Annotated in this window: 19 protein-coding genes; 17 read left to right on the plus strand and 2 right to left on the minus strand. The window is 61.4% G+C overall.

The features are described 5' to 3' along the window. Positions 1-308 precede the first annotated feature (308 nt). The 14 genes from ACFJIU_RS10810 to ACFJIU_RS10875 all read left to right on the plus strand — a co-directional run bounded on the left by ACFJIU_RS10810 (position 309) and on the right by ACFJIU_RS10875 (position 16401). Entirely contained in the window at positions 309-1832 is a 1524-nt protein-coding gene (locus ACFJIU_RS10810) for an ABC transporter substrate-binding protein (RefSeq protein WP_379071021.1), read from the plus strand. Between the two features lie 96 nt (positions 1833-1928). Further along, positions 1929-2858: an ABC transporter permease gene (locus ACFJIU_RS10815; protein ID WP_379071023.1), complete on the plus strand. Its 930-nt coding sequence runs from the start codon at positions 1929-1931 to the stop codon at positions 2856-2858. A 9-nt stretch (positions 2859-2867) separates the two neighbouring features. Further along, a complete protein-coding gene (locus ACFJIU_RS10820) occupies positions 2868-3725 on the plus strand; it encodes an ABC transporter permease (RefSeq protein WP_379071026.1) in 858 nt (285 codons plus the stop codon). Next, positions 3722-5380: a dipeptide ABC transporter ATP-binding protein gene (locus ACFJIU_RS10825; protein ID WP_379071029.1), complete on the plus strand. Its 1659-nt coding sequence runs from the start codon at positions 3722-3724 to the stop codon at positions 5378-5380. The genes ACFJIU_RS10820 and ACFJIU_RS10825 overlap by 4 nt, the downstream gene beginning before the upstream one ends. A gap of 1 nt (position 5381) precedes the next feature. Further along, positions 5382-6578: a serine hydrolase domain-containing protein gene (locus ACFJIU_RS10830; RefSeq protein WP_379071032.1), complete on the plus strand. Its 1197-nt coding sequence runs from the start codon at positions 5382-5384 to the stop codon at positions 6576-6578. A 219-nt stretch (positions 6579-6797) separates the two neighbouring features. Then, positions 6798-7832: an extracellular solute-binding protein gene (locus ACFJIU_RS10835; protein ID WP_379071034.1), complete on the plus strand. Its 1035-nt coding sequence runs from the start codon at positions 6798-6800 to the stop codon at positions 7830-7832. An 80-nt stretch (positions 7833-7912) separates the two neighbouring features. Then, on the plus strand, positions 7913-8878 hold the full coding sequence (locus ACFJIU_RS10840; RefSeq protein ID WP_379071035.1) for an alpha/beta hydrolase: 966 nt from the start codon (positions 7913-7915) through the stop codon (positions 8876-8878). A 6-nt stretch (positions 8879-8884) separates the two neighbouring features. Then, positions 8885-9508, plus strand: a complete 624-nt coding sequence (locus tag ACFJIU_RS10845) for an MOSC domain-containing protein (RefSeq protein ID WP_379071038.1) — start codon at positions 8885-8887, stop codon at positions 9506-9508. Beyond that, the gene (locus tag ACFJIU_RS10850) at positions 9465-10856 is read left to right on the plus strand and encodes an FAD-binding oxidoreductase (RefSeq protein WP_379071041.1); all 1392 of its coding nucleotides are present in this window, start codon (positions 9465-9467) and stop codon (positions 10854-10856) included. The genes ACFJIU_RS10845 and ACFJIU_RS10850 overlap by 44 nt, the downstream gene beginning before the upstream one ends. Positions 10857-11092: 236 nt before the next feature. Then, the gene (locus ACFJIU_RS10855) at positions 11093-12502 is read left to right on the plus strand and encodes an aspartate aminotransferase family protein (RefSeq protein ID WP_379071043.1); all 1410 of its coding nucleotides are present in this window, start codon (positions 11093-11095) and stop codon (positions 12500-12502) included. A 1-nt stretch (position 12503) separates the two neighbouring features. Further along, positions 12504-13457, plus strand: a complete 954-nt coding sequence (locus ACFJIU_RS10860) for a 3-hydroxyacyl-CoA dehydrogenase NAD-binding domain-containing protein (RefSeq protein ID WP_379071046.1) — start codon at positions 12504-12506, stop codon at positions 13455-13457. Beyond that, entirely contained in the window at positions 13454-14278 is an 825-nt protein-coding gene (locus ACFJIU_RS10865) for a 3-keto-5-aminohexanoate cleavage protein (protein WP_379071049.1), read from the plus strand. The genes ACFJIU_RS10860 and ACFJIU_RS10865 overlap by 4 nt, the downstream gene beginning before the upstream one ends. After that, a complete protein-coding gene (locus ACFJIU_RS10870) occupies positions 14271-15182 on the plus strand; it encodes a siderophore-interacting protein (RefSeq protein ID WP_379071052.1) in 912 nt (303 codons plus the stop codon). Before ACFJIU_RS10865 ends, ACFJIU_RS10870 begins: the two co-directional genes overlap by 8 nt. A gap of 58 nt (positions 15183-15240) precedes the next feature. Continuing rightward, positions 15241-16401, plus strand: coding sequence for a serine hydrolase domain-containing protein (locus tag ACFJIU_RS10875; protein ID WP_379071055.1), 1161 nt, complete (start codon positions 15241-15243; stop codon positions 16399-16401). On the opposite strand, the gene ACFJIU_RS10880 is transcribed toward ACFJIU_RS10875, so the two are convergent. Then, a complete protein-coding gene (locus ACFJIU_RS10880; RefSeq protein WP_379071058.1) occupies positions 16398-17081 on the minus strand; it encodes a GntR family transcriptional regulator in 684 nt (227 codons plus the stop codon). The genes ACFJIU_RS10875 and ACFJIU_RS10880 overlap by 4 nt on opposite strands. A gap of 369 nt (positions 17082-17450) precedes the next feature. Here ACFJIU_RS10880 and ACFJIU_RS10885 point away from each other — a divergent pair, with 369 nt between their 5' ends. The 3 genes from ACFJIU_RS10885 to ACFJIU_RS10895 all read left to right on the plus strand — a co-directional run bounded on the left by ACFJIU_RS10885 (position 17451) and on the right by ACFJIU_RS10895 (position 21082). Beyond that, complete coding sequence (locus ACFJIU_RS10885; protein ID WP_379071061.1) at positions 17451-18302, plus strand: alpha/beta hydrolase; 852 nt, start codon at positions 17451-17453, stop codon at positions 18300-18302. Between the two features lie 53 nt (positions 18303-18355). Beyond that, positions 18356-19930, plus strand: a complete 1575-nt coding sequence (locus tag ACFJIU_RS10890) for an ABC transporter substrate-binding protein (protein WP_379071064.1) — start codon at positions 18356-18358, stop codon at positions 19928-19930. Between the two features lie 93 nt (positions 19931-20023). After that, positions 20024-21082, plus strand: coding sequence for a C45 family autoproteolytic acyltransferase/hydolase (locus ACFJIU_RS10895; RefSeq protein ID WP_379071067.1), 1059 nt, complete (start codon positions 20024-20026; stop codon positions 21080-21082). Between the two features lie 85 nt (positions 21083-21167). Here the strand turns inward: ACFJIU_RS10895 and ACFJIU_RS10900 are convergent, their stop codons facing one another. Further along, positions 21168-22793: a dipeptide ABC transporter ATP-binding protein gene (locus ACFJIU_RS10900; RefSeq protein ID WP_379071070.1), complete on the minus strand. Its 1626-nt coding sequence runs from the start codon at positions 22791-22793 to the stop codon at positions 21168-21170. Positions 22794-22797: the final 4 nt, after the last annotated feature.

The raw sequence follows: 22797 nt of genomic DNA on the forward strand, positions 1-22797 counted from the left end.
ATCACAACACATCGGGCAATACCAACCCCGGCCGCATCGGCCGGGGTTGGATGATGTTTGCGGAGCGACGCTGCAGGCTCGCAACTGGGTATTTCCGAGGTCCGGTCGGGCCGCGTGTGCAAGAGTTCCTGGTGTCGTACCTGACATGCCTTCTGAAAAAGGAACATCTAAATCGTTGGCGAACGGCACAACGATCTTGACATTATTTGCGATCTGCGATCGCATAATGATGTTGGCCGATGGGCGTTGTTGACGGCAGGCCAGCGGCGAAAACAAGAAGGCGCAAAGCGCCCCAGAGGGAGTTTCAGATGAAAACCATGATGAGGGCGTTGCTGGCGGCTGCGCTGGGTTTGGCAGTACTTGCGCCAAGCGGTGCTGCGCAGGCCGAGTCGGTTATCCGCATGGCATCGCCTTATCCGGCGACCACACTTGATCCGTCTCGCTCCGGGGCGGCCGGCAATATCGAAGTTTTCGGGCAGCTCTATTCACGTCTTCTGCATCGCAATTTCGAAACCGGCGAACTGGAGCCGGGGCTGGCGGAAAAGTGGGACATCTCCGCTGACGGTTTGACCTATACCCTGCATCTGCGCGACGCCAAGTTTTCGGACGGCTCGCCGGTGACTGGCAGCGATGTCGCATTCAGCCTGGAGCGTGTCCGTTCCGACAAGGAGTCGGCCTTGCCATCCCCTCTGGCGGCCGTGGAGTCGATCTCGGCGCAGGATGCCAAGACCGTCGTCATCAAGATGAAGCATGCGCTGGCGCCCATGCTGGCCAATCTTGAACTTTGGAATGTCGGCATTGTCTCCAAGGCCGATGTCGACAAGCGCGGTGTAGATGGTGCCTTTGCCTCGGTGCCGCTTTCGTCGGGCCCCTACATGGTCAAGGAATGGAAGCCGGGTGAAAAGCTCGTGCTCGCCCCCAATCCTCACTACTGGCGCCAGGGTTACCCGAAGTCGGATGCGATCGTGGAACTGCTCGAGATCGCCGAGCCGGAGACGGCCGCCGCCATGCTGAAGACGGGCGAAGTCGATGTCATGCGCGGTGTCAACTGGTCCCAGGTCGACGATCTCAAGGCGACCGACGGCATCGACATGCGCATGGAACCCTCGAATGTCATTTTCGTCTCGCTTCTCAACCACGGCCGCGAACCGTTCTCCAGTCTCAAGGCAAGGCAGGCGGCCGCTTATGCGCTGGACAACAAGGCGCTGACCCAGGCGGTCACCGGCGGCTATGCGAAGCCGGCGAACACCCCGCTTCCCGGGTCGCTGCAGTTCCACGATGACAACTATCCCGGCGTCGTCGCCGACATGGAGAAAGCCAAGCAGTTGCTGGCGGAGTCCGGCATGGCCGGGAAGGAAGTGAAGATCATCCTGGGAGGAGGCTCGACCAACCAGCAGATCGGGCTGTTGATGCAGGCGCAGTGGGAAGCGATCGGACTGAAGCCGGTGCTCGTCAATGTCGATACGCCTGGCTGGTGGGATGCTACCGGCAAGGGCGAGTATGACGCCACGCCGACCTGGTGGATGAACGAAGTGACCGATCCCGACCTCGCGGTGCGCTGGGCGCTGTGCGGCGAGTGCGACTCTCACGCCTTCAACACCTTCTACAACAACAAGCGGCTCAACGAGCTGACAGAGCAGGGATCACGCGAGCAGGACCCGGCCAAGCGGGCCGCCATCTACCAGGAGATCTCGAAGATCGCCACGGAAGAGGTCTCGCAAATCCCGCTTTATTACTCGCCTTACGCAATCGCCTATTCGAAGCGTCTGAAGAACCTGAAGATGACGCCGGCGATGCAGTGGACGCTCGAAGAGACAACGATCGAGCAATAGATCCTCCCAGAGGTGGTGCGGTGCCGCAAGGCACCGTGCCGCTTTCTTTGTGCCGGCCGTTGCCGGCTTGGTTCCAGCAATGGAAACGGTGGCGAATTGCAGACAGTTTTCAGACGCATCATCCAGCTGATCTTCGTGCTCGCCGGCATCTGCATCGTCACGTTCCTGCTCGTGCATATGGTCCCCGGTGATCCTGCCCGGGTCATTGCCGGGGATCGCGCCAGCCCGGAAACGATCGAAGCGATCAGGCAGCGTTTTGGGCTGGACCAGCCGCTGTGGCACCAATTCATGACCTATGCCGGCAATCTGTTTGCCGGGGATATCGGTCAGTCGATGCGCTACAAGCGTCCGGTCGTCGCCTTGATCGGGCAGTATATCTGGCCAACGCTTTTCCTGACCGGCTACGTCATCTGCCTCGCGGTGCCGCCATCGGTTGCACTGGCGATTGCCAGCGCGCGCCGGCCAGGCAGCCTGGCCGATCAGCTCATTCGTTTCATCGGCATTGCGGGCATGGCGATTCCGGTGTTCTGGCTCGGCATCATGATGTCGCGTTTCTTCGGCGTCGGGCTCGGCTGGTTCCCCGTCTCGGGTTACGGCAAGACCTTCGCCGATCACCTGCACCACCTTTTCCTGCCTGCGCTGTCGACGGCGATCTGGATGGTGCCGGTTCTGGTCCAGAGCCTGCGGGCCGCTCTCATCGAAAAGGCCTCGGCCGATTTTGTCGTCGCAGCGCGGGCGCAAGGGGCCGGCGAACGCGAAATCTTCTGGCGCACGGTCCTCCCCAATGCGGTCCTGCCGACGTTGAATCTGTTCGGCGTCCTCGTGGCTTTCCTGATCGGCGGCACCATTATCGTTGAAACGGTCTATGCGGTGCCGGGTCTTGGCACGCTGATGGTCAATTCGCTTCTGGCGCGCGACTACCAGGTCGTTCAGGGGCTCACCCTGATGTTTGCGGTAACGACGGTGGCGGTGACTTTCGTGGTCGATCTCGTGTCTGCTGCGATCGATCCCCGCGCGCGGCTGTAGGAGATAGCCATGTCGATGGAAGCCGCTCCTGCATCCGGGCCTATCCAACAAGCCGATGTCATCGTGCCCTGGAGCATCATTGTTGCCGGATCGATTGTCGGCGCATGGGTTCTGCTGGCCTTGTTCGCGCCCGTGGTTGCGCCGTACGACCCGACCGCGGTCGACATCATGAACGCGCTGAAAGGCCCGAGCGCTGCCCACTGGTTCGGCACGGATCAGGTCGGCCGGGACATGCTTTCGCGTGTCATTCACGGCGCACGCATAGATCTCTTGATGTGCCTTGCCGGTGTGCTGCCACCGCTCATCATCGGCACGACCGTCGGCCTGCTGAGCGGCTATTATGGCGGTGTGATCGATACGCTTCTGATGCGTCTATACGATCTCACGGCAGCCTTTCCATTCTTCGTCCTGGTGCTGGCGATCGTCGGCGTGCTTGGACCGGGGCTGCTCAATTTTTTCATCGCGCTGGCTCTGGTGGGCTGGGTGACCTACGCGCGACTGGTGCGCGCCGAAGTCATGGCGATCCGGGACAGCGAATACGTGCAGGCCGCGCAGTGCCCGGGTTATCCCGATCGCGTTGTCCTGCTGCGTCACGTGCTGCCCAATGCTTTCGGACCCGTGGTCGCCTATGCGGTGAGCGATGCGGTGCTGGTCATGCTTGCGGGTGCGAGTTTCGGCTTCCTCGGCATGGGGGCACAGCCGCCGCTGGCGGAATGGGGCGTGATGATCGCGGACGGAAGCCGCTACATCCGCCAGGCATGGTGGATCTGCATGTTCTCCGGCCTTGCGGCCATTTCGCTGGGGCTCGGCCTGGCTTTCCTCGGTGACGGCCTCGGTCAACTGCGCCGCGGGCAGGTGTCGGCATGAACGGCCCTCTCGCGCCACTCAGAATCGCGGGCCGCCCGCTGCTCGATATCGCCGATGTCTCGGTGACGTTCGGCAATACGCGCGTGCTGAAGAACGTGTCGTTTCAGATCATGCCCGGCGAGATCGTCGGCATTGCCGGTGAAAGCGGCTCCGGCAAATCGACCATCTGCCGCGGCGCGATGGGGCTGCTGCCGTCGACGGCCGAAGTAGCCGGGACGGTCCGCTTCGACGATCAGGCAATGCTGGGTCTTGGCGAGGCCGAATGGACGAAGCTGCGCGGTCGCGACATGGCGATGATCTTCCAAAATCCGGCGTCGCACCTGAATCCGCTGCAGAAGGTCGGCAAGCAGATCGCACAGCCGATGATCCGACATCTTGGCCTTTCGACAGGCGAGGCGTGGGAGAGGGCGGTCAGGCTTCTCGAGGATGTCGGCATCCGCGAGCCCGCCATGCGGGCAAAATCATACCCGCATGAATTGTCGGGCGGCATGAAGCAGCGCGTCATGATCGCAGCCGCGATCAGTTGCGCGCCGAGACTGCTGATCGCCGACGAGCCCACCACCGCCCTCGATGTCACCGTCCAGGCAAAGATCCTTGAATTGCTGAAAGATCTCAACCGGCAGCGAGGCCTTGCGATCGCACTGATTTCCCATGACCTGGGCGTTCTGGCCGATATCTGCTCGCGCATCATCGTCATGCGCCATGGCCAGATCGTCGAACAGGGAGAAGCCGGGCAGATCATCGGCACGCCGCAGCATCCCTACACAAAGTTGCTGGTGGATTCGCAGCCGGGAAGAAAACAGTTCAAGGCCGGCTGGGCGCAAAGCGAAGATCAGGCGCCATTGCTGCAGGTCGAAGGCCTGCGGGTTCTCTTTCCGGCAAAGCGGGATCTTGTCGATATCCTACGCAGCCGGAAGGCTACGCCTTTTGCGGCGCTGGATGGTGTGGACCTCGCTGTCTCGACCGGTGAAACGGTTGGCATTGTCGGTGAAAGCGGCTCCGGAAAGAGCACGCTGGCGCGCACCATCATCAGCCAGAACCGGCCGACGTCCGGCACGGTCAAACTGGGTGGCCGCCCCATCGAGCGGCTTGCCGGCCGCGAGCTCCTGGAATTGCGGCGTCGCGTCCAGATGGTTTTCCAGAACCCGTATGATTCCCTCAATCCGCGCATGACCGCGCTGGAGACGATCGCCGAGCCGATCTGGCGCCATGGCATGGCCGATCGGCGGGAGGCGCTGAACCAGGCCCTGAAACTTCTCGAGATGGTGGAATTGCCGTCGGCGCTCGGCGAGCGGAAGCCTCGGCAATTGTCGGGCGGTCAATGCCAGCGTGTGGGTATCGCCAGGGCGCTGGCATTGCAGCCGCAGGTGCTGATCGCCGACGAGATCACTTCGGCGCTCGACGTGACCACGCAGGCCCAGATCCTGGAACTGCTTGCTCGCCTGCGTCGCGAGCGGTCGCTGACACTGATCTATATCTCGCACGACCTGTCCGTCGTCAGCTCCTTCTGCCAGCGCGTCTATGTGTTTCGCTCGGGCAGGATCGTGGAGCAGGGTGCTGCCGCGGATGTGCTGACGAACCCGCAGGAAGCCTACACGCGGGAGCTTGTCGCCTCGCTGCATCGGCTGCCCGGGCAGGCAATGGAGGGAGTTTGACATGAACGCCAACAGCAGTGCGCAGTGGCGCGATCCTGGCATGCCGGGATCCTCCATCATTCCGCGTACGGATTGGGACTATCCTCCCTATCATCGCTGGACGTTCCAGCATGTACGGGAAATGACCGCAACCGCCCGGATCTGGCGCGGTCAAGGGCCGACCTTGCCGCTGCCGACGCGCACCGTCGAGATCGATCACATCGAGTTCGATGTCGCAGGGCGCCGCCGCACGATCCGCGACTTCCTCGACAACAGCTTTACCGACGGGTTTCTCGTGCTGTCGCGCGGTGAAATTGTCGCCGAGCGCTACATGAACGGGATGAAACCGCATGGTCACCACCTGGCGATGTCGGTGACCAAGTCTATCGTTGCTACCGTGCTGGGCATTCTTGTTCACAAGGGGCTTGTCGAGACAGCAGCGCCGGTGACGAAGTACCTGCCGGAACTCGAAGCGACGGCGTATCGCGGGGCAACGGTCCAGCAGGTCCTGGACATGACGAGTGGTGTCCTGTTCGACGAGTCGTACACGACGGAAGGCTCGCACATGCAGCAGCTCGACCAGGCCTGTGGCTGGAAGCCGATGATGCGGCCCGAGTGGCCGCAAACGGTATGGCAGCTGATCATGACGCTAACCGAGCAGCAGCGGCCGCACGGACAGGTTTTCAACTATCGGTCGATCGAAACCGACATCCTCGGCTTCCTGATGGAGCGGGTCAGCGGGCTGCCGTTGGCCGAGCTGATCAGCAATGAATTGTGGGCGCCGATGGGCGCGGAAGAAGATGCCTACATCACGGTGGATCACGGCGGTTATGCACTTGCCGACGGTGGCCTCAACGCAACACTGCGTGACTACGCCCGTTTCGCCCTGCTGCATCTGCGTGGCGGCACGCTGAACGGCCGCCGAATCGTTCCGTCGGCCTGGATCGAGGAAACCCGGCGTGGCAACCATAAGCTCTTCCAGGGCGTCTATCGGACAGTCCTGCCGAACGGTGCCTACCACAACCAGTTCTGGATCGAGGATCCCGAGCGGCGGTCCTATATGTGCCGGGGCATCTTCGGCCAGTATATCTACATGGACCCGCAGACCGATTTTGCCGCAGTGAAGCTGTCAACCTGGCCGGAGTTCGTCAATCCGGACCGTTCGATCGAGGCTTTGGCGGCAATCCACGCCATTCGTGATGTCTGCGCGGAGACGTAAGCTTTCGGCAGGGTCACTATTGTCAGTATTATCAATATTTTGCCAAGGGCTTCCTGTCGCTGGATTGGAGGTATTTGCAGGCATCGACTGCATCGCGATTTTCGTAATAGGCAAATAATTTTTGCGATCGCAGATCGCACTCTTGTGCACTTTGCGATCGCATGCCAGTCTGCCGGCGAAGCGCACATGACGAGGCGCGGAACCGGGAGGGGAAACAGAATGGCCTGGACGAAGACCTTAGCTGCGGCGGCCGTCGCAACGCTTGCCGGCATCGGTACGGCACGTGCCGAGGGCGTGCTCAACATCTACAATTGGGGCAACTATACCAGCCCGGAGATGGTCAAGAAGTTCGAGCAGAAATACGACGTCAAGGTCACGGTGACCGAGTACGATTCCAACGATACCGCGCTCGCCAAGGTTCGCCAGGGTGGCCACGGCTATGACGTCGTGGTGCCCTCCGCTCCGGTGGTCAAAGTCTGGATCGACGAAGGTCTCGTTCTGGAGAGTCGTCCGGACCAGATGGAGAATTTCAAGAATGTCGACCCACGCTGGGTCGATGTGCCGTTCGATCCCGGCCGGCGCTATTCGGTGCCGTGGATGTGGGGAACGACCGGCGTCACGGTCAACAAGTCGGTCTATTCCAGCGACATCAACACATCGGCCATCTTCATGGACCCGCCGGCCGAACTGGTCGGCAAGGTCAATGTGGTGCCTGAAATGTCGGACGTCATGTTCCTTGCTGTTTCCTATGTAGGTGGCGAGCCGTGCACCAGCGACAAGGCGGTGCTGAAGAAGGTGCGCGATACGCTGGTGGCAGCCAAGCCGAAATGGCTGGCCATGGATTTCGGCAATATCGACAAATACTCACGCGGCGATATCGCTGCCGGCGTCAACTGGAACGGTTCTTCCTTCCGCTCACGGCTGCAGAATCCCGACATCCTCTATGGCTACCCCAAGGAAGGGTATCCGGTCTGGATGGACAATCTGATGATCCTGAAGGACGCCAAGAATGTCGAGAACGCCAGGTTGTTCATGAATTTCGTCATGGACCCGGAGAATGCGGCGATGCTGTCGGCGTTCTCCCGCTATGCAAACGGGATCAAGGGTTCGGAGAAGTTCATGCCCGCGGACATGAAGGATGCGCTGGAACTCAACATTCCGGCTGACCCGGTCCAATACGGGAAGGTCAATGTCGGCTGTCCGGCCGATGTCCAGGCGATGTATACGAAGATCTGGACCGACCTGTTGAAGTGAACCCGGCATCCAGGTCGTGAATTCACACAGCGGCGGAAATGACGCTGGAATTCACGGCCTGATCGGGAGTTGGAGTGGAAATGGCACTCGATCCGGAAATCAGCGGCATGCTCGATCGGCTGGCGCGCGCGCAGGCCGCCCAGCAGGATGAGGTTACGCTGGACGGCTCGCGCCGCAGCTACCGCGACCAGTATCGGGAAATGAGCCGGCCACCCGAAAAGCCGGTGGAGGAGAACACCGTCAGGCTTGGAACGGGCAGGGGCGATGTTTCGCTTCATCTTTACAGCCCGGCGGGTGTCGCTGCAGATCCTTTGCCGGTTATCCTCTATCTGCATGGCGGCGGCTTCGTTCTTGGCGATGCCGCAACCTACGCGCTGCAGTCCGCGCGCATCGCGTTGGAGTGCGGCGCACTGGTCGTCTTCGTCGAATACCGGCTTGCGCCGGAGCATCCATTCCCGGCGGCAGTGGAAGATGCGCTTGCAGCCGTGGACTGGGTCCTGGCCAGGGCGGCCGATCATGGCGGAGACCCGGCTTGCTTTTCGCTGATGGGGGACAGTGCGGGTGCAAACCTGTCGATCGCACTCATGCGGCATTACCGGCAGCAGAGGCTGTTTCGTGCCGTCTGCCTGCTCTATCCGCTCGTCGACGCCAGGCCCTATCTCGGCCTCGTGTCTCCGTCAGGCTCGGACCGTGAATTTGCCACCGGCTACTATCTGGAGTTCGCGGAGACCGAATATTTCGCGAAGGCCTATCTGCCGGATCCTGCAATGGCCACTGACACGCGCGTTTCGCCTGTGCTGGCGACCGATCTCGATGGTCTGCCACCGGTTCTTTTCTATGCGGCCGAAAATGACGTGTTGTGTGACCAGGGGCGGGCTTTTGCCGAGCAGCTCAAGGCTGCCGGAAACGATGTCCGCTATCGCTGCTTCGACGGGCTGATCCACAATTTCATGCAGCATGCCGGCATCTCGAAGGCGTCGGACGCGGCTTTCCGGGAAGTTTGCGCTGCCGTTCAGCTCGCGCTCAAGGGCAAGGATCTGCGGTAGGCTGCCATGTTCGATACGTCATGGCGCCTGCAGCGCATCACCTTCTATCCGCTGAAGTCGGGCGCCGGTGTTCCGATCGAGACGGTGCGTCTGGAAGCCGAAGGGCTGACTGGCGATCGACGCATGATGGTGGTCGACGAAACCGGTAACTGCCTCACCGCCCGCAAGGCACCGCGCCTGATGCAGATCCGCACGCATGTGGATGGTGACGACATCATTCTCTCTGCGCCTGGCATGTTGCCGCTGGTGTTCTCGCGGGCCCGGCTCGATGTCGCTCGCAACGTGACGATCTGGGGCGACGATGTCGTGGCACTCGATGCCGGTGAGAGGGTTCACCAGTGGCTGACGCGTTTCCTCGACCGCTTCTGCAGGATGGTCATCAAGGGTGCGGTCACACACCGGCCCCTGGCGATCGGCCCCGGCGGAACGGTGAGCTTTGCCGATACAGCGCCATTGTTGCTGACCAATTCGGCCTCGCTTGCCGAGATCAATCGCTATCTCGACGTCGAAGCCGAAATGGAGCGGTTTCGGCCTAACCTTGTGATCAATGGTGCGCCTGCCTTTGACGAGGACGGCTGGAGTTCATGTGCGTATCGGCGATGTGGAGTTCGAGGCCATCGGGGCGTGTGACCGTTGCGTGATGATCACGCTCGATCCCGCTACCGGCGCGGCGAGGTCCGATCACGAGCCTCTGGCAATGCTGGGCCGGCAGCGTCGGGGTGAGGATGGCAAGGCCTATTTCGGCCAGTTTCTCGTCCCGCGCACGCTCGGCAGGCTGCATGTCGGCGACAAGGTCGAAGTGTTGTCGCGCAAGCCGGCGATCACGATTCTGCCGGGGAATGCGCAGCCGGTCACGCGGCTGCCATCCACTTCGGCGAATGCCGGCGCAGATGCTCGTCATGGCAGTCACGAGCGTCTGCTGCGCTGTGTGGCCGTCATCGACGAGGCGAACGATTTCCGCACCTTCCATTTCGTGGCGGATGATGCCGTCGACTACAAACCCGGCCAGTTCATTACCCTGCTGCTGGATATCGACGGCGAGACGTTGCGCCGCAACTACACGATCTCTTCATCGCCATCGCGGCCGCATTATCTGTCGGTGACGGTGAAGCGGGTTGATGGTGGGCGCGTCTCCAACTGGTTGCATGATACGTTGAAGGTTGGTGACAGCATTCGCTCACTTGGGTCGAATGGCCGCTTCCACCTGGCGGCGGTCGGGACTGCCGGGAAGCTCCTGCTGCTGTCGGGCGGCAGCGGCATCACGCCGATGATGGCGATGCTGCGCTTCATTGCCGACACAAACCTGCCGCTCGATGTGTGCTTCCATCACAGCGCACGCGGCATCGAAGATATCGCCTTCCTGCACGAACTGCTGTCGATCAGGATGCAGATGGGCGATCGGCTGAAGCTTTCCTGGAACCTCACGGGGAGCAATGCGGTTGCGGACGCCAATGCCCTGGCTGCAAGGTTCGAAAGCAGCAAGCATGGCATGCAAGCTCTGGTCGGCCGGCTCGATGCCGCCATGATGCAGGCGGTTTGTCCCGATTTTGCCGAGCGGGCGGTTCTGTGTTGCGGCCCGGATGGGTTTCGAACCGGATCTCGTGAAATCTACGAAGGCTGGAAGGCGCGGCCGGAATTCCCGTTCCTGGAAGAAACCTTCGGCCCCGATCGGGCGGCGATGCCATTGCCGGAAATCGGCAACTACAAGGTCTCCTTCCTCAAGGCCGGCAAGTCGGTCAGCGGCTCGGGCACGGTGACGCTGCTGGAACTGGCGCGCAAGGTCGGTGTCGAACTGACGTCCGACTGCGAAGCCGGCATCTGTGGAAGCTGCCGCTGCAAGGTGGTGTCCGGAGAATGGCGGGTGGCTGCCAATGCGGCCGATCCGGAGCGGTCGGTGCTTTCGCAGGGCGAAAAGGAGGAAGGTTATGTGCTGGCCTGCTCCACCAGCCCGATCGGAGATGTCTGTATCGAAGCCTAGCGCTGTGTCCCTGTCTTCGGCAGTTTTGGTTTTATTCCGAAGTGGGAATGCTTCGTAAGACTCTGGCTCTGTCAACTGTATAAGTTCTTTAAAAATCAATTGGATGTTTGTTTTTTCATCCGCCTGAGGGCAGTGAAAATTCTGGATCATCGACTTTCTATTGTGTGATCGTCGATCGCAAATTATACAGAGAGAAAGCATCGGATTTTCCAACGTGCCGGTGCGGGAGGAGAAAGATGGTGGCAAGCGCCGGATTTGATGGCGAGGCCCTGGTGGCGCTCGATCGGGAAACCCAGTTTCATCCCTTCACGGCGATTGCCGATCAACAGGGGAATGGCGCACTGGTGATGGCGCGGGCATCGGGTTCTTCCATCACCGACGTTTCCGGCAAGACCTATCTCGATGGCGCAGCCGGTCTCTGGTGTGTCAATGTCGGCTATGGGCGCAAGGAAATCTCCGACGCCATTCACCGGCAGTCGCTGGAACTGCCTTATTTTCACTCCTTCAACACCGTCGCCAATGAGCCAAGCATCAGGCTGTCGGAAAGGCTTTTGCAACTGGCGCCGAACGGAATGCGGCGCGTGTTCTATGGCCTGTCCGGTTCGGACGCCAACGACACTGCGGTGAAGATGCTGTGGTCGTACAATATGCTTCGCGGTAAGCCACTGAAACGCAAGATCATCTCGCGATCCTACGCCTATCATGGCGTAACGGCGGCGGCCGGCAGCCTGTCCGGCATTCCGATGGTTCACCAGAATTTTGGACTGCCGCTCGAATTCGCAAGGCACGTTTCGCGTCCCGACCTTTATCGGGATGCGCCGGCGCGAGGTTATGTGACCGAAGAAGACTATTCGGACTTTCTCGCCCGGGAACTCGAGGAAGCGATCATCGCCGAAGGCGCCGATACGGTCGCGGGTTTCATTGCCGAACCGGTGATGGGGACCGGTGGCGTGCTGCCGCCACCGACCGGTTACTTCGCCGCCGTCGCCAGAGTGCTTGAAAGGCATGATGTTCGCCTTGTTGCGGACGAGATCATCACCGGCTTCGGGCGTGTCGGGGCATGGTTCGCGTCCGATCTCTATGGCATGGAGCCCGATCTCATCGTTGCCGCAAAGGGCCTGACCAGCGGCTATCTGCCGTTGTCGGCCGTGCTGGTCGGCGAACGCATATGGTCGGTGTTCGAAGAGGCCTCCCGCGACGGACGTCCGTTTGCGCACGGTTTCACCTATTCGGGACACCCGACCTGCGCTGCGGCAGCCCTGGCCAATCTCGAGATTATCGAGCGCGAAAGACTTGTCGATCGCGTTGCCGCGATGGCGCCGTCGTTCGGGTCTCGTTTTGCCGAGACCTTGCTGAACCTTCGGCTGGTCGGCGACGTGCGCAGCGCCGGCTTCATGATGGGTGTGGAGCTTGTCGCGGATCGGGCGACGAAGGCAGCATTCCCGGCTTCGCTGAAGGTCGCCGGTCGCGTCGCCTTGTCGGCGCGCCGTCGGGGCGTGCTCGTCCGGGCTTTGCCGAATTCCGACGTGATCGCTCTGTCTCCGCCTTTCGTGGTGACGGACGCGGAACTGTCGCAGCTTGCCGAAACCTTGCGCGACGCGGTCGATGAGGTGACCGCTGACCTCGTTCGCGAAGGGCACCTCTGAGATGACGGAGGCCAAGGCTTTCCGATCCGAAGCAATCGAGACGGTGGCCATCGTCGGCGCAGGTCTGATCGGCGGGGCCTGGGCAGCCTATTTCCTGAGCCGTGGTCTCAAGGTGCATGCGTATGATCCTCAATCCGGTGCGGAAATCCGGTTGCGCAAGACAGTCGATGACGCGCTTCGTGATCTGTCGCAGCTGAAGCCTGTCGCCAGCGCCTGCGTCGACAACCTGTTGTTTTTCGAGCGGCTCGAGGATGCGTTGGCAGGCTGCGACTACGTCCAGGAGAACGCGCCTGAGAAGCTCACGCTCAAGCAGGACCTTCTTGCCGCAGCAGATGCGATCACCGCGCCCGATGTGGTGATCGGCTCCAGCACCTCTTCATTCATGGCCAGCGAGCTCCAACTGCGGTGCAGGCATCCTGAACGGGTGCTCGTCGCGCATCCATTCAACCCGCCGCATCTCGTTCCTCTCGTTGAGCTGGTGAAGGGAATGGTGACGGCACAGGCGGCGCAGGACGCCGCCTACGCATTCATGGAGCGCATCGGCAAGGTGCCGATCAAGGTGGCGCGGGAAGCGCCGGGGCATGTCGCGAACCGCATGACTGCGGCACTGTGGCGTGAAGCCGTCAACATCGTTGCCGAGGGTATCGCCAGCGTTGGCGATGTCGATCGGGCCATCCGTTCCGGCCCCGGCTTGCGTTGGGCGATCGACGGCCCGCACATGCTTTACCACCTCGGCGGCGGCGAGGGCGGCATGGCGGCCTATCTGAAGCATCTCGGCCCGGCGCAGGAAGCGCGATGGGCGTCGCTCGGGGCGCCGAAGCTCGATGTGAAAACCTGCGCGGCATTGATTTCCGGGATCGAGGATGAAGCGGCAGGCCAAGACATCGAAGAACTGTCTGCACGCCGTGACAGGCTGCTGATTGCTTTGTTGCGCACACTGGAGGGCACCGCATGAGCGGCATGCCGATCCTGCCACGCATCATGGTTGCACCGAACGGTGCCCGGCGCACCCAGTCCGATCATCCACGCCTGCCGATGTCCCCGCAGGAAATCGCAGCGTGTGCCGAAGCCTGCTTTGCGGCGGGGGCTGGTGCCATTCATCTTCACGTGCGCGATGCGGTCGGTCGCCATGTGCTCGATGCGGACCTCTACCGGCAGGTTATCCGGCGGATCAACGTGGTTGCGCCGGAAATGATGGTCCAGGTGACGACGGAAGCCGTGGGCCGTTACAGGCCGGCGGAACAGATGGGGCTGGTACGCGATCTCGAACCGCATGCGATTTCCGCCGCTGTCCGCGAACTGGTTCCCGATGCCGATGCCGAAGCGGTTGCCGCCGTTTTCTATGAATGGTGCGCCGACCGCAACATCGCCGTGCAGCACATCCTCTATGATGCCGCCGATGTTCTCCAACTTGCTGATCTCACCAGGCGCGGCATTGTTCCGGAAGCCGGGCTTTCGGTACTTTATGTCCTTGGCCGCTATTCCGCCGGGCAGGAGAGCAGTGCGAATGACCTTGCCCCGTTTCTGGAGGCCGCCTCGTCACTGCCGGTTCAACCTGACTGGATGGTGTGCGCTTTCGGTCGCGGTGAGACCTCTGCGCTTTCCGCGGCCCTGTCCGCTGGCGGCATGGTGCGCGTGGGTTTCGACAACAGTTTGTGGAATGCAGACGGATCGACCGCTGCCTCCAATGAGGAGCGTGTGGCCGCCATCGCTGCGATCGCCAGGCAGCTGGACGCTCGAAGGGACGTCACCGAGGGAGAAGCCGAACGTGGCTGAACAGAGCGCCTATCGCATTTTCGACGTTCGGCATGCCGGCAGGCAGATCCTGTCGCCGCATATGGCGCGCATCACCTTTGCCGGCGAGGATGTTGCCGCGATGGCGACCTTTGCGCCGGATCAGCGTATCAAGCTGTTTTTCCCGAGAGCGGACGGGACGCTGCCGGCAATCCCGAACCGGCCAGACTGGTACGATATCTACCGCACCGTGCCGCCGCGTGAGCGCGCGCCGATGCGCACCTATACCATACGGTATCTGCGAGCCGACCGCTGCGAGGTCGATGTCGATTTTGTGCTGCATGGCGACAACGGGCCGGCGTCGCGCTGGGCCCTCAATGCAGAACCCGGCGACCCGATCCAGATATCGGCGCCGAACGCCAGATACGACGGTGAGGTTGGTGGTTATGAATGGCAGCCGCCGGCAGGTGTCCGGCACGTCCTGCTGCTTGCCGACGAAACCGCATTGCCGGCGGCTGCCGGAATCCTGGAGGAGCTGGCTGCGCTGGATGTGCGGCCTCGTGTCGACGCGTTCCTGGAGGTGCCGGACGAGGCGGACAAACTCGACCTGCCGTCCTGGAATGGCCTCGACCTGCGCTGGCTGGTTCGCGAAGGCCAGGCGGGAGAGACGCACGCCTATGGCGACAAGATGATTACGGCTGCCAGTCAGGTTGAGCTGCCGCTTGATGTCTTGTCCGGTTCGAATGCCGAGGCTCTTGTGGAACCCGATAGCGACGACCTGCTTTGGGATCGCGCTTCATCCGCACCCGGCAAATTCTACGCCTGGGTGGCCGGCGAAACCGGAGCCGTGAGCCGAATCCGCACGGCGTTCGTCAAGGAGCGGGGCATCGATCGCCGGCTGGCGAACCTCATGGGCTACTGGAAGCTTGGCAGAGAGCGCGAGTAGCCGTGATCGGCCAGGCCAGCACCGCGCCCCATCTCTCTTGTTTAATACGGAAGTGAAAATGCAAAACGCCATAACAGACCGCGCGCAGATCGACCTGGCGAACTGGCGGACCAGACCGCATTCCTCATGGGCGTTTCACAATGCTGCCGAGCTTGTGCCAACGGCGACGGTCCGAGGTGCGCGGTTGCAGGAAAGTCCGGCGTGCGAACTGGGTGATTTCGCTGATATCCAGGTCAGCGATCTCGACGGGCAGACACGCAGCCTGCGTGAATTCCTGGTGAAGAACCACACCGATGCCTTTGTCATCATGCGAGGTGGCAAGTTCATCGCCGAATGGTGTGCGGATCACAATGATCCGGCCAAGCCGCACCTCGTGTTCTCGGTGTCGAAGTCGATCACCGGCTTGCTCGCTGGCGTGCTGGTCGGAAACGGCAAGCTTTCGTTGGACGCTGTTGCCGGCGACTATGTTCCCGAAGCGATCGGTTCCGCCTACGGGGACGTGCGTGTGCGCGACCTGTTCAACATGCAGGTGAGCCTCGACTTCGACGAGATCTATCTCGACCGCAGCGGTGCCTTCGACCGCTACAGGCGAGCCATGCTCTGGAACCCCGAGCACAGGGATGAGGCGACGCCGGACCTCAAGAGTTTCCTGTGTACCTTACCCAAGGCCTCGCATCCGCACGGCACCAGGCATGTCTATCGCTCACCCAACACCGACATGGCTGCGCTGGTGATCGAGCGGGCGGCGGGCGAACGGTTTGCCGAGCTCCTGAGCCGTTTGCTGTGGCAGCCGATGGGGGCGCATACCGACGCGCAGATTACCGTGGACCGGGCCGGAAATCCGCGAGCATCCGGTGGTATTTCAATGACGGCACGTGATCTGGCCCGCGTCGGCGAACTGGTGCGGCTGGGCGGCTGCGGCGTAATTCCCGAGGATTGGGTCGCAGGTCTCTGGGAAGGTGGCGATCGCGCAATCTGGGCAGCTGGCGACCAGGCCGATTGTCTGCCGACGGGCAGCTATCGAAATTACTGGTACGAGACCGGCTCCGGCGAGATGGCGGCGATGGGCATTCATGGCCAATGGTTGTGGATCGATCCGAAGACGGAAACGGTTATCGTCAGGCAATCGGCGGAAAGCCAACCGATCGACGAAGCGATGGATCAGGTGATGATCAAGCTGCTGAAGAAGGTCTCGGCTTTCACCAGGAGCGCAGGCTAGCCGGCTTCAGGGAACCTGGCGTGCCTCAGCAGATGTTGATAGCCGTCATTGATGTCCCGGACGATGGCGGCGCGTGCGCGTGCGCCATCGTGTTCCGCAATCGCCGCCACGGCCTCGTCGTGGTAGTCGATGTCGAGGATAGAGGCGAGATTGTCCTCGAAACCGGTGGTGAGGTTGCGCAGGAACGGACCAACCTGCATCCACACCGTTTCGATCAGGAAGATCATCTGGTCGTTGCCGCAATGGCGATAGATCGAGAATTTGAAGTTGAAGTTCTTGCGCAGGTAGTCGTTGATGACGCCGGCCTGCGCTGCGTCGGTCAACTCGGCACAGTTGCGGCGTATCGTGCGCAGGGCATTGCCATTTATGCGCTGCGCGGCAAGTTCCGTCGCCGATCCCTCCAGAAGGGTGCGCACCGCCGTCAGCTGGGAAAACCGTTCGGCCGAGATGACGGGCACCTCCATGCTACCGTTGGGCAGGGGGCTCAGTGCCCTCAGCGCCTGCAGGCGCATGAAGGCACTGCGCACCGGCATGTCGCTGGTCCCCAGCTCCTTGGCGACCTTTCGCGACGTCAGTTTCTGGCCAGGCGCGAACTGTCCCGACATCAGTGCGCGGACGATTTCCAGATAGACTTTTTCGTGCAGGGGGGCGGTGTCGACCGCAGTCAGTCCAAGTTGCATCTTTTCGGCCATTGGCGGTGCGCTACTTCAGCTTCTGAAATCCACGCATCTAGCTACAGTTTCAAATTGCGAAAGCCACAATGCGTGTCGATTGCGCTCAAGCGGTCGGCGGCCGAAGCTCGCATCATTTCAAGGACATAATGGCTGCTGGCGCGAGGTATCGCAAGCACCGTGGTGGCGACAGGCGGCTTTTGCCGAAGGCATGCACATGATCTTGCCAGCTCGGGGAACCTGGTCTGGGTCCGATTCCTGATGTTGATGGATGCAAAGTGCGATGTTAGTCGCATAATTCTCGACAAATATGCTTTTCAGTTAAACAAAATCATGAAATAGTCATCATTAACAAAAAGGGTTTCGACGGAGGGTGATATGCGAAACGTCCAGGGGCATGGCAAGAAGCTCTCTTATTACGACTTCGGCCATACGACTGTTTACGCTTCGCGTTACGACCAGCGCTTCGCCTACTGCGCTTATGTGCCGAACGACTATGAAGAGGATGGCGACAAGACCTATCCGCTTGCCGTGATCGTGCACGGCACCGAGCGCGGCATGGAGGCCTATCGCAACGCTTTCGCTGATTTCGCCGAAGCCAACGGCGTCATCGTGCTGGCGCCATTGTTTCCGACCAGCATCTGTTTCCCGGGCGACCTTTCATCCTACAAGATGCTGCGCCACGGCGACCTGCACTACGACGCGGTCATGCTCGACATGATCGAGGAGATGCGCGAGCGCTATCGTATCCGTGGCGAGCGCGTGATGATGTATGGTTTCTCGGGCGGCGGGCATTTCACCCACCGCTTCCTGTTCCTGCATCCGGAGCGGCTGCTTGCCGCCTCGATCGGTGCCCCAGGCGTGGTGACGCTGCTCGACTTCGACAATGATTTCTGGGTCGGCGTGCGCGATTTCGAGAAGGTCTTCGGCAAGAAGATCAACCTCGAGGCGATGCGCAAGGTCGCCGTGCAGATGGTGATCGGTGGAGACGATCTGCAAACCTGGGAGATCACCATCACCAAGGATGATGCCTGGTGGATGCCGGGAGCCGATCTTGCCGGCGCCACCCGAAATGATCGCTTGCGCGCGTTGAAGGCGAGCTTCGAGAAGCATGGCATCGCAGTCCAGCACGACATCGTGCCGGGCATCACGCACGACGACGAGCACCTCGTGCCCAAGGTCAAGGAATTCTTCGCCCGGACGCTGAAGCTGACTTCGGCGTCCAGCTAGGAACGAACACAATTCGTCAGCTGGAGAACAAAAGAATGGGAACAGCTTTGTTAATGGGAAGACGGGAAGTCCTCAAGGCGATGGCGGCCACGCTGATGGTCAGCGTTGCCTTGCCTGCTATGGCAGAGGAGGCGCCAAAGAAGGGTGGAACGCTCAACGTCCGCCTGAATGCCGATATTCGCGCCACCAACGGCATCCAGCGTGATGCCAACACCGATACGGTTATGCATCAGATCTTCGAAACCCTCGTCGGCTATCGCACCGACCTGTCGATCGGGCCGGTGCTGGCCGAAAGCTGGAAAGTGTCCGAGGACGGCAAGGCCTATACCTTCACGCTGCGTGAGGGGGCCGTATACCACAATGGCGACAAGGTCATCGCCGCCGACGTGAAATGGAATTGGGAGCGCCGGATGGACCCGGCCAACGAATGGTTGTTCGTCACCAGCTTCGATGGCACCCAGGGTCTCAAGGTCGAATCCGTCGAGGCGATCGACGAGCGTACGGTCACCTTCAAGCTGAATGCGGCCAACGCGCTCTTTCTGCCGTTGCTGGCCGGAGTTCAGGCCAATGTCTGGGTCGCCAGCCCGAAGAATGTCGGTGCCGACGGCAAATGGATCGATGGTTCCGCCATTGGCAGCGGACCGTTCAAGCTGAAGGAATGGGTCAAGGCACAATATATCGCACTGGATCGCTTTGACGGCTACAAACCGATCGCCGAAAAGCCGAGCGGCTTTGCCGGCAGCCGCGAGGCCTATGTCGATCACGTTCGCTTCACGGTCATTCCTGATACATCCGCTGCCGAGACCGCGCTTTTTGCCGGCGAAATCGACATCCTGCCCAATTTCGAAACGACACGGCTCGATGAAGCCAAGTCTCACGGCATGAACGTGGTTTCGTCGCCAGGATTGTCGTGGACAGCGATCCTGATGCAGACCACGGATCCGTTGCTGTCCAATCCGAAGATGCGGCAGGCAATGGCGCATGCGGTGGACATTTCGCAGATCGCTGCGGCGCGCACGAATGGCCTGGCCAAGGCCGATCCCTCGGCAGTGGCGCCGGCGAGTGCCTTCTTCGACGACAGCTTTGCATCGCTGTGGCCGCAATACGATCCCGAAAAGGCCAAGGCGCTGGCCGCGGAGGCCGGCTACAAGGGCGAAAAGCTGAAGATCCAGACCAACACGCGTTACCAGGGCATGTACGAGAACTCGGTTCTGCTGCAAGCCATGTTGACGGCTGCCGGGTTCAATGCGGAACTGGAAGTGCTCGACTGGGCGACCCAGCTCGACAACTATCTCGCCGGCAAGTTCCAGCTGCAATCGTTCGGCTATTCCGCCCGCTTCGACCCGTCGCTGATGTACAGCACGATCATGGGTGACAAGAAGACCGACCCGACCGCGCAGTGGGACAGCCCGAAGGCCTGGGATCTTTACCTCAAATCGGTGGCCACGGATAAGTTCGACGAGCGCAAGGCCGTGTTCAAACAGCTGCATGCCCTGATGGCCGAAGAGGTACCGATGCTTGGCCTCTATTTCGAACCGTCGGTGGAGGCTGTCTCGCCGAAGGTGAAGGGCTATGCCGCCTGGCCGGCCGAGAACACGCGCACCTGGGGCGTGTGGAAGTCAGAATAGGTTGTCCCGACATCAGACGATCAGATCGGGGGCTTTTTGCCCCCGATCCCGTTTCAAGGAGCAGGTCCGGAATACGGGCAAAGGAGGAAGATCATGCGCACGGAAAGTCTGCCAATTGTCGATTGTGCCGGGGATGCGCGGCGGCGGGGCCATGCACATGGCGAAGCGTTGCGTAGCGTGATCCTTGCCAAGGTAGAACGCTGGCGGGAGGCGATCGGCGAAGCCTATGGAGTGCCGGCTTCATTGTTTCTGCCGCGGTTCCTGGAGGCGACGGATTTCCGTGGAGCGATCATGGCCCATGCGCCGGATCTTGCCGATGAAGTTGTCGGCATCGGCGAAGGCGCTGGATTGCCGGAAGAAACTGCCTATGCGCTGCAGTTGATGGATGAAGAATGGTGGTGGGGCCGTTCGAATGCCGCTCACTGCAGCAGCCTGGCGGTGGCGCCTGCCGATGGCAGGCCGACGCTGGTCGCTCAGACAATGGACCTGCCACGCTGGCATGATGGCGCCCAGGCGCTGCTGAAGATCGAAGATACAGGCCAGAAAAGCCTCGTTTTCACCTCCGCGGGAATGATCGGACTGATGGGTGTTTCCGGCCGAGGGCTCGGCATCTGCGTCAACACGCTGAGCCAGCTCGCCGTCAATCCACGCGGCCTGCCGGTGGCGTTTGTGATGCGGGGCGCGCTTGCACAGGGTACGGTCGCGTCTGCCGCAGAGTTCCTGGGCCGGGTGCCGCACGCCTCCGGCCAGAACTACCAGTTGGGTGACCGCAGCGAGGCACGCACCTTCGAATGTTCGGCGGGCGGGATTGTCCCGGTGTCGTTTTCGAATGGCTGTTCCCTGCACACCAACCATCCATTGGTCAGCAGGGATGGGCGTGATACGACTGCACGCATGGAAGGCAGCGAGGATTCCCGCGGCCGGCTGCAAAGCCTGCGAACGGATATCGCCATCGTGCCCGACGTGGCCGCCGTAAAGGCAAGTCTTGCGGCACGGCGGACTGGCGGCATCGTCTCGATAACGCCGCAAAGTGCGGCACTGACCGCTCCGATGACGATCGGCTCGGTGGTCTATTCGTTCGGCGAAGCCATCGAGCTTTCCGTCTGTGCCGGTCCACCGAGCCATGAAAGCTGGCGCGAGATCGCTGTGTGACACGGTCGCTCGACGACGCAACCAGCCGGCGGGTGGTGGTTGGTTGCGTCCAGGCTGCAGCCGTTGCCGGTTTGAAAGTCCGGTGTCAGAGCGCCATCACTTGTCTGGTTGGATCGTTCTCGGCGAAACGGCGGTCGATCAGCATCGCCGCCTTCAGCAACTGGCGGGTGTAAGGATGTTGCGGCCGGTCGATGACATCGTCGCGCTCGCCGATCTCGACGATGCGTCCATCCTGCATGACCGCGATACGGTCGGCAACCTGCTCGACCGCGCCAAGATCGTGCGAAACGAAAAGGCAGGCGAAGTTGTGCCGGGCCTGCAATTCACGGATCAGCAGCAGGATCTGCTTCTGCACGGTCATGTCGAGCGCCGAGACCGGTTCGTCAGCCACAACAAAAGCGGGACGGCCGACAATGGCGCGGGCAATCGCCACACGCTGGCGCTGGCCTCCCGACAGCTGGTGTGGAAAGCGGCGGCCGAAATCCGGCGACAGTCCAACCTCTGAAAACACCTCTTCAACACGTTTTTCGCGCTCGGCGGCATTCATCGATCTGTCGAGTTTCAATGGCTCCGCGATGATATCGGCAATTCGCTGGCGTGGATCGAGTGAGGAATAGGGGTCCTGGAAGACGATCTGCATCTCGCGATGCCGCTCCTGGCGATCCGCCTGCCGACGCCCTTCGGCGCCGAGAAAGGCGATCTGACCCGATGTCGGTTTGACCAGGCCGACAATGGCGCGGCCAAGCGTGGTCTTGCCGGATCCGGACGCACCGACCAGCGCCAGCGTCTCGCCGCTTCGGACCGTGAGATCGACACCATGCACGGCGCGCTTGGCTTCGGTCCTGGAAAAGAGCCGGTTGCGGCCGGGATAGTCGATGACGACGTTGCTGACCTCTACCACCGGTTTGCCACGACTGCCGCCACGCATGCCGCCGGCACTGCGCTGCGGCAGCGCGTCAAGCAGGCGGCGCGTGTAATCGTGCTTCGGCGCGTGCAGCACTTCCGAGCTCGGACCGCTCTCGATCGCCTTGCCTTCGCTCATCACGACGACGTTGGGGATGTAATGGGAAACCATGCCGAGGTCGTGGCTGATCAGGAGGACCGCGGTGCCGTTGGCCTGGGTGAGCTCGACCATCAGGTCCAGAACGTCGCGCTGCACCAGCGTGTCCAGCGCCGTGGTTGGCTCGTCGGCGATAAGCAGTCGCGGTTTCAAAAGCATGACAGAGGCCAGCATGATGCGCTGGCGCATGCCGCCGGAGAATTCGTGTGGATAGGCGGCCAGGCACTTTGCCGGTTCCTTGATCCGGATGCGCTCCAGCATTGCCAGCGATCGGTCACGGATCTCGGCCTTGCCGAGCTTGTGATGCAATCGCAGGCCTTCGGCCATCTGCTCACCGATGGTGACGGCCGGATTGAGCGAGACCATCGGCTCCTGGAAAACCATTCCGATCTCCGCGCCGCGTATCTTGCGCAGGGTTCTCGGTTCGATGCGGGTGATGTCGTTGTCCTTGAACAGGATACGGCTCTCCGCAGCCGTTACCAGGGGTTGTGGCAACAGGCCGAGGATGGAACGAGCCGCCATCGTCTTGCCGGAACCGGATTCCCCGACGATGGCGATCATGTCGCCGGAAGCCAGGTCGAAATTCAGCGCATCGACGATCCGCTTGCCGTCTTGGCCTATGGTGATGGTCAGGTCGCGTACCGAAAGCATCGGA

The sequence above is a fragment of the Mesorhizobium sp. UC74_2 genome (assembly GCF_042701485.1).
Taxonomy (GTDB): Bacteria; Pseudomonadota; Alphaproteobacteria; order Rhizobiales; family Rhizobiaceae; genus Mesorhizobium.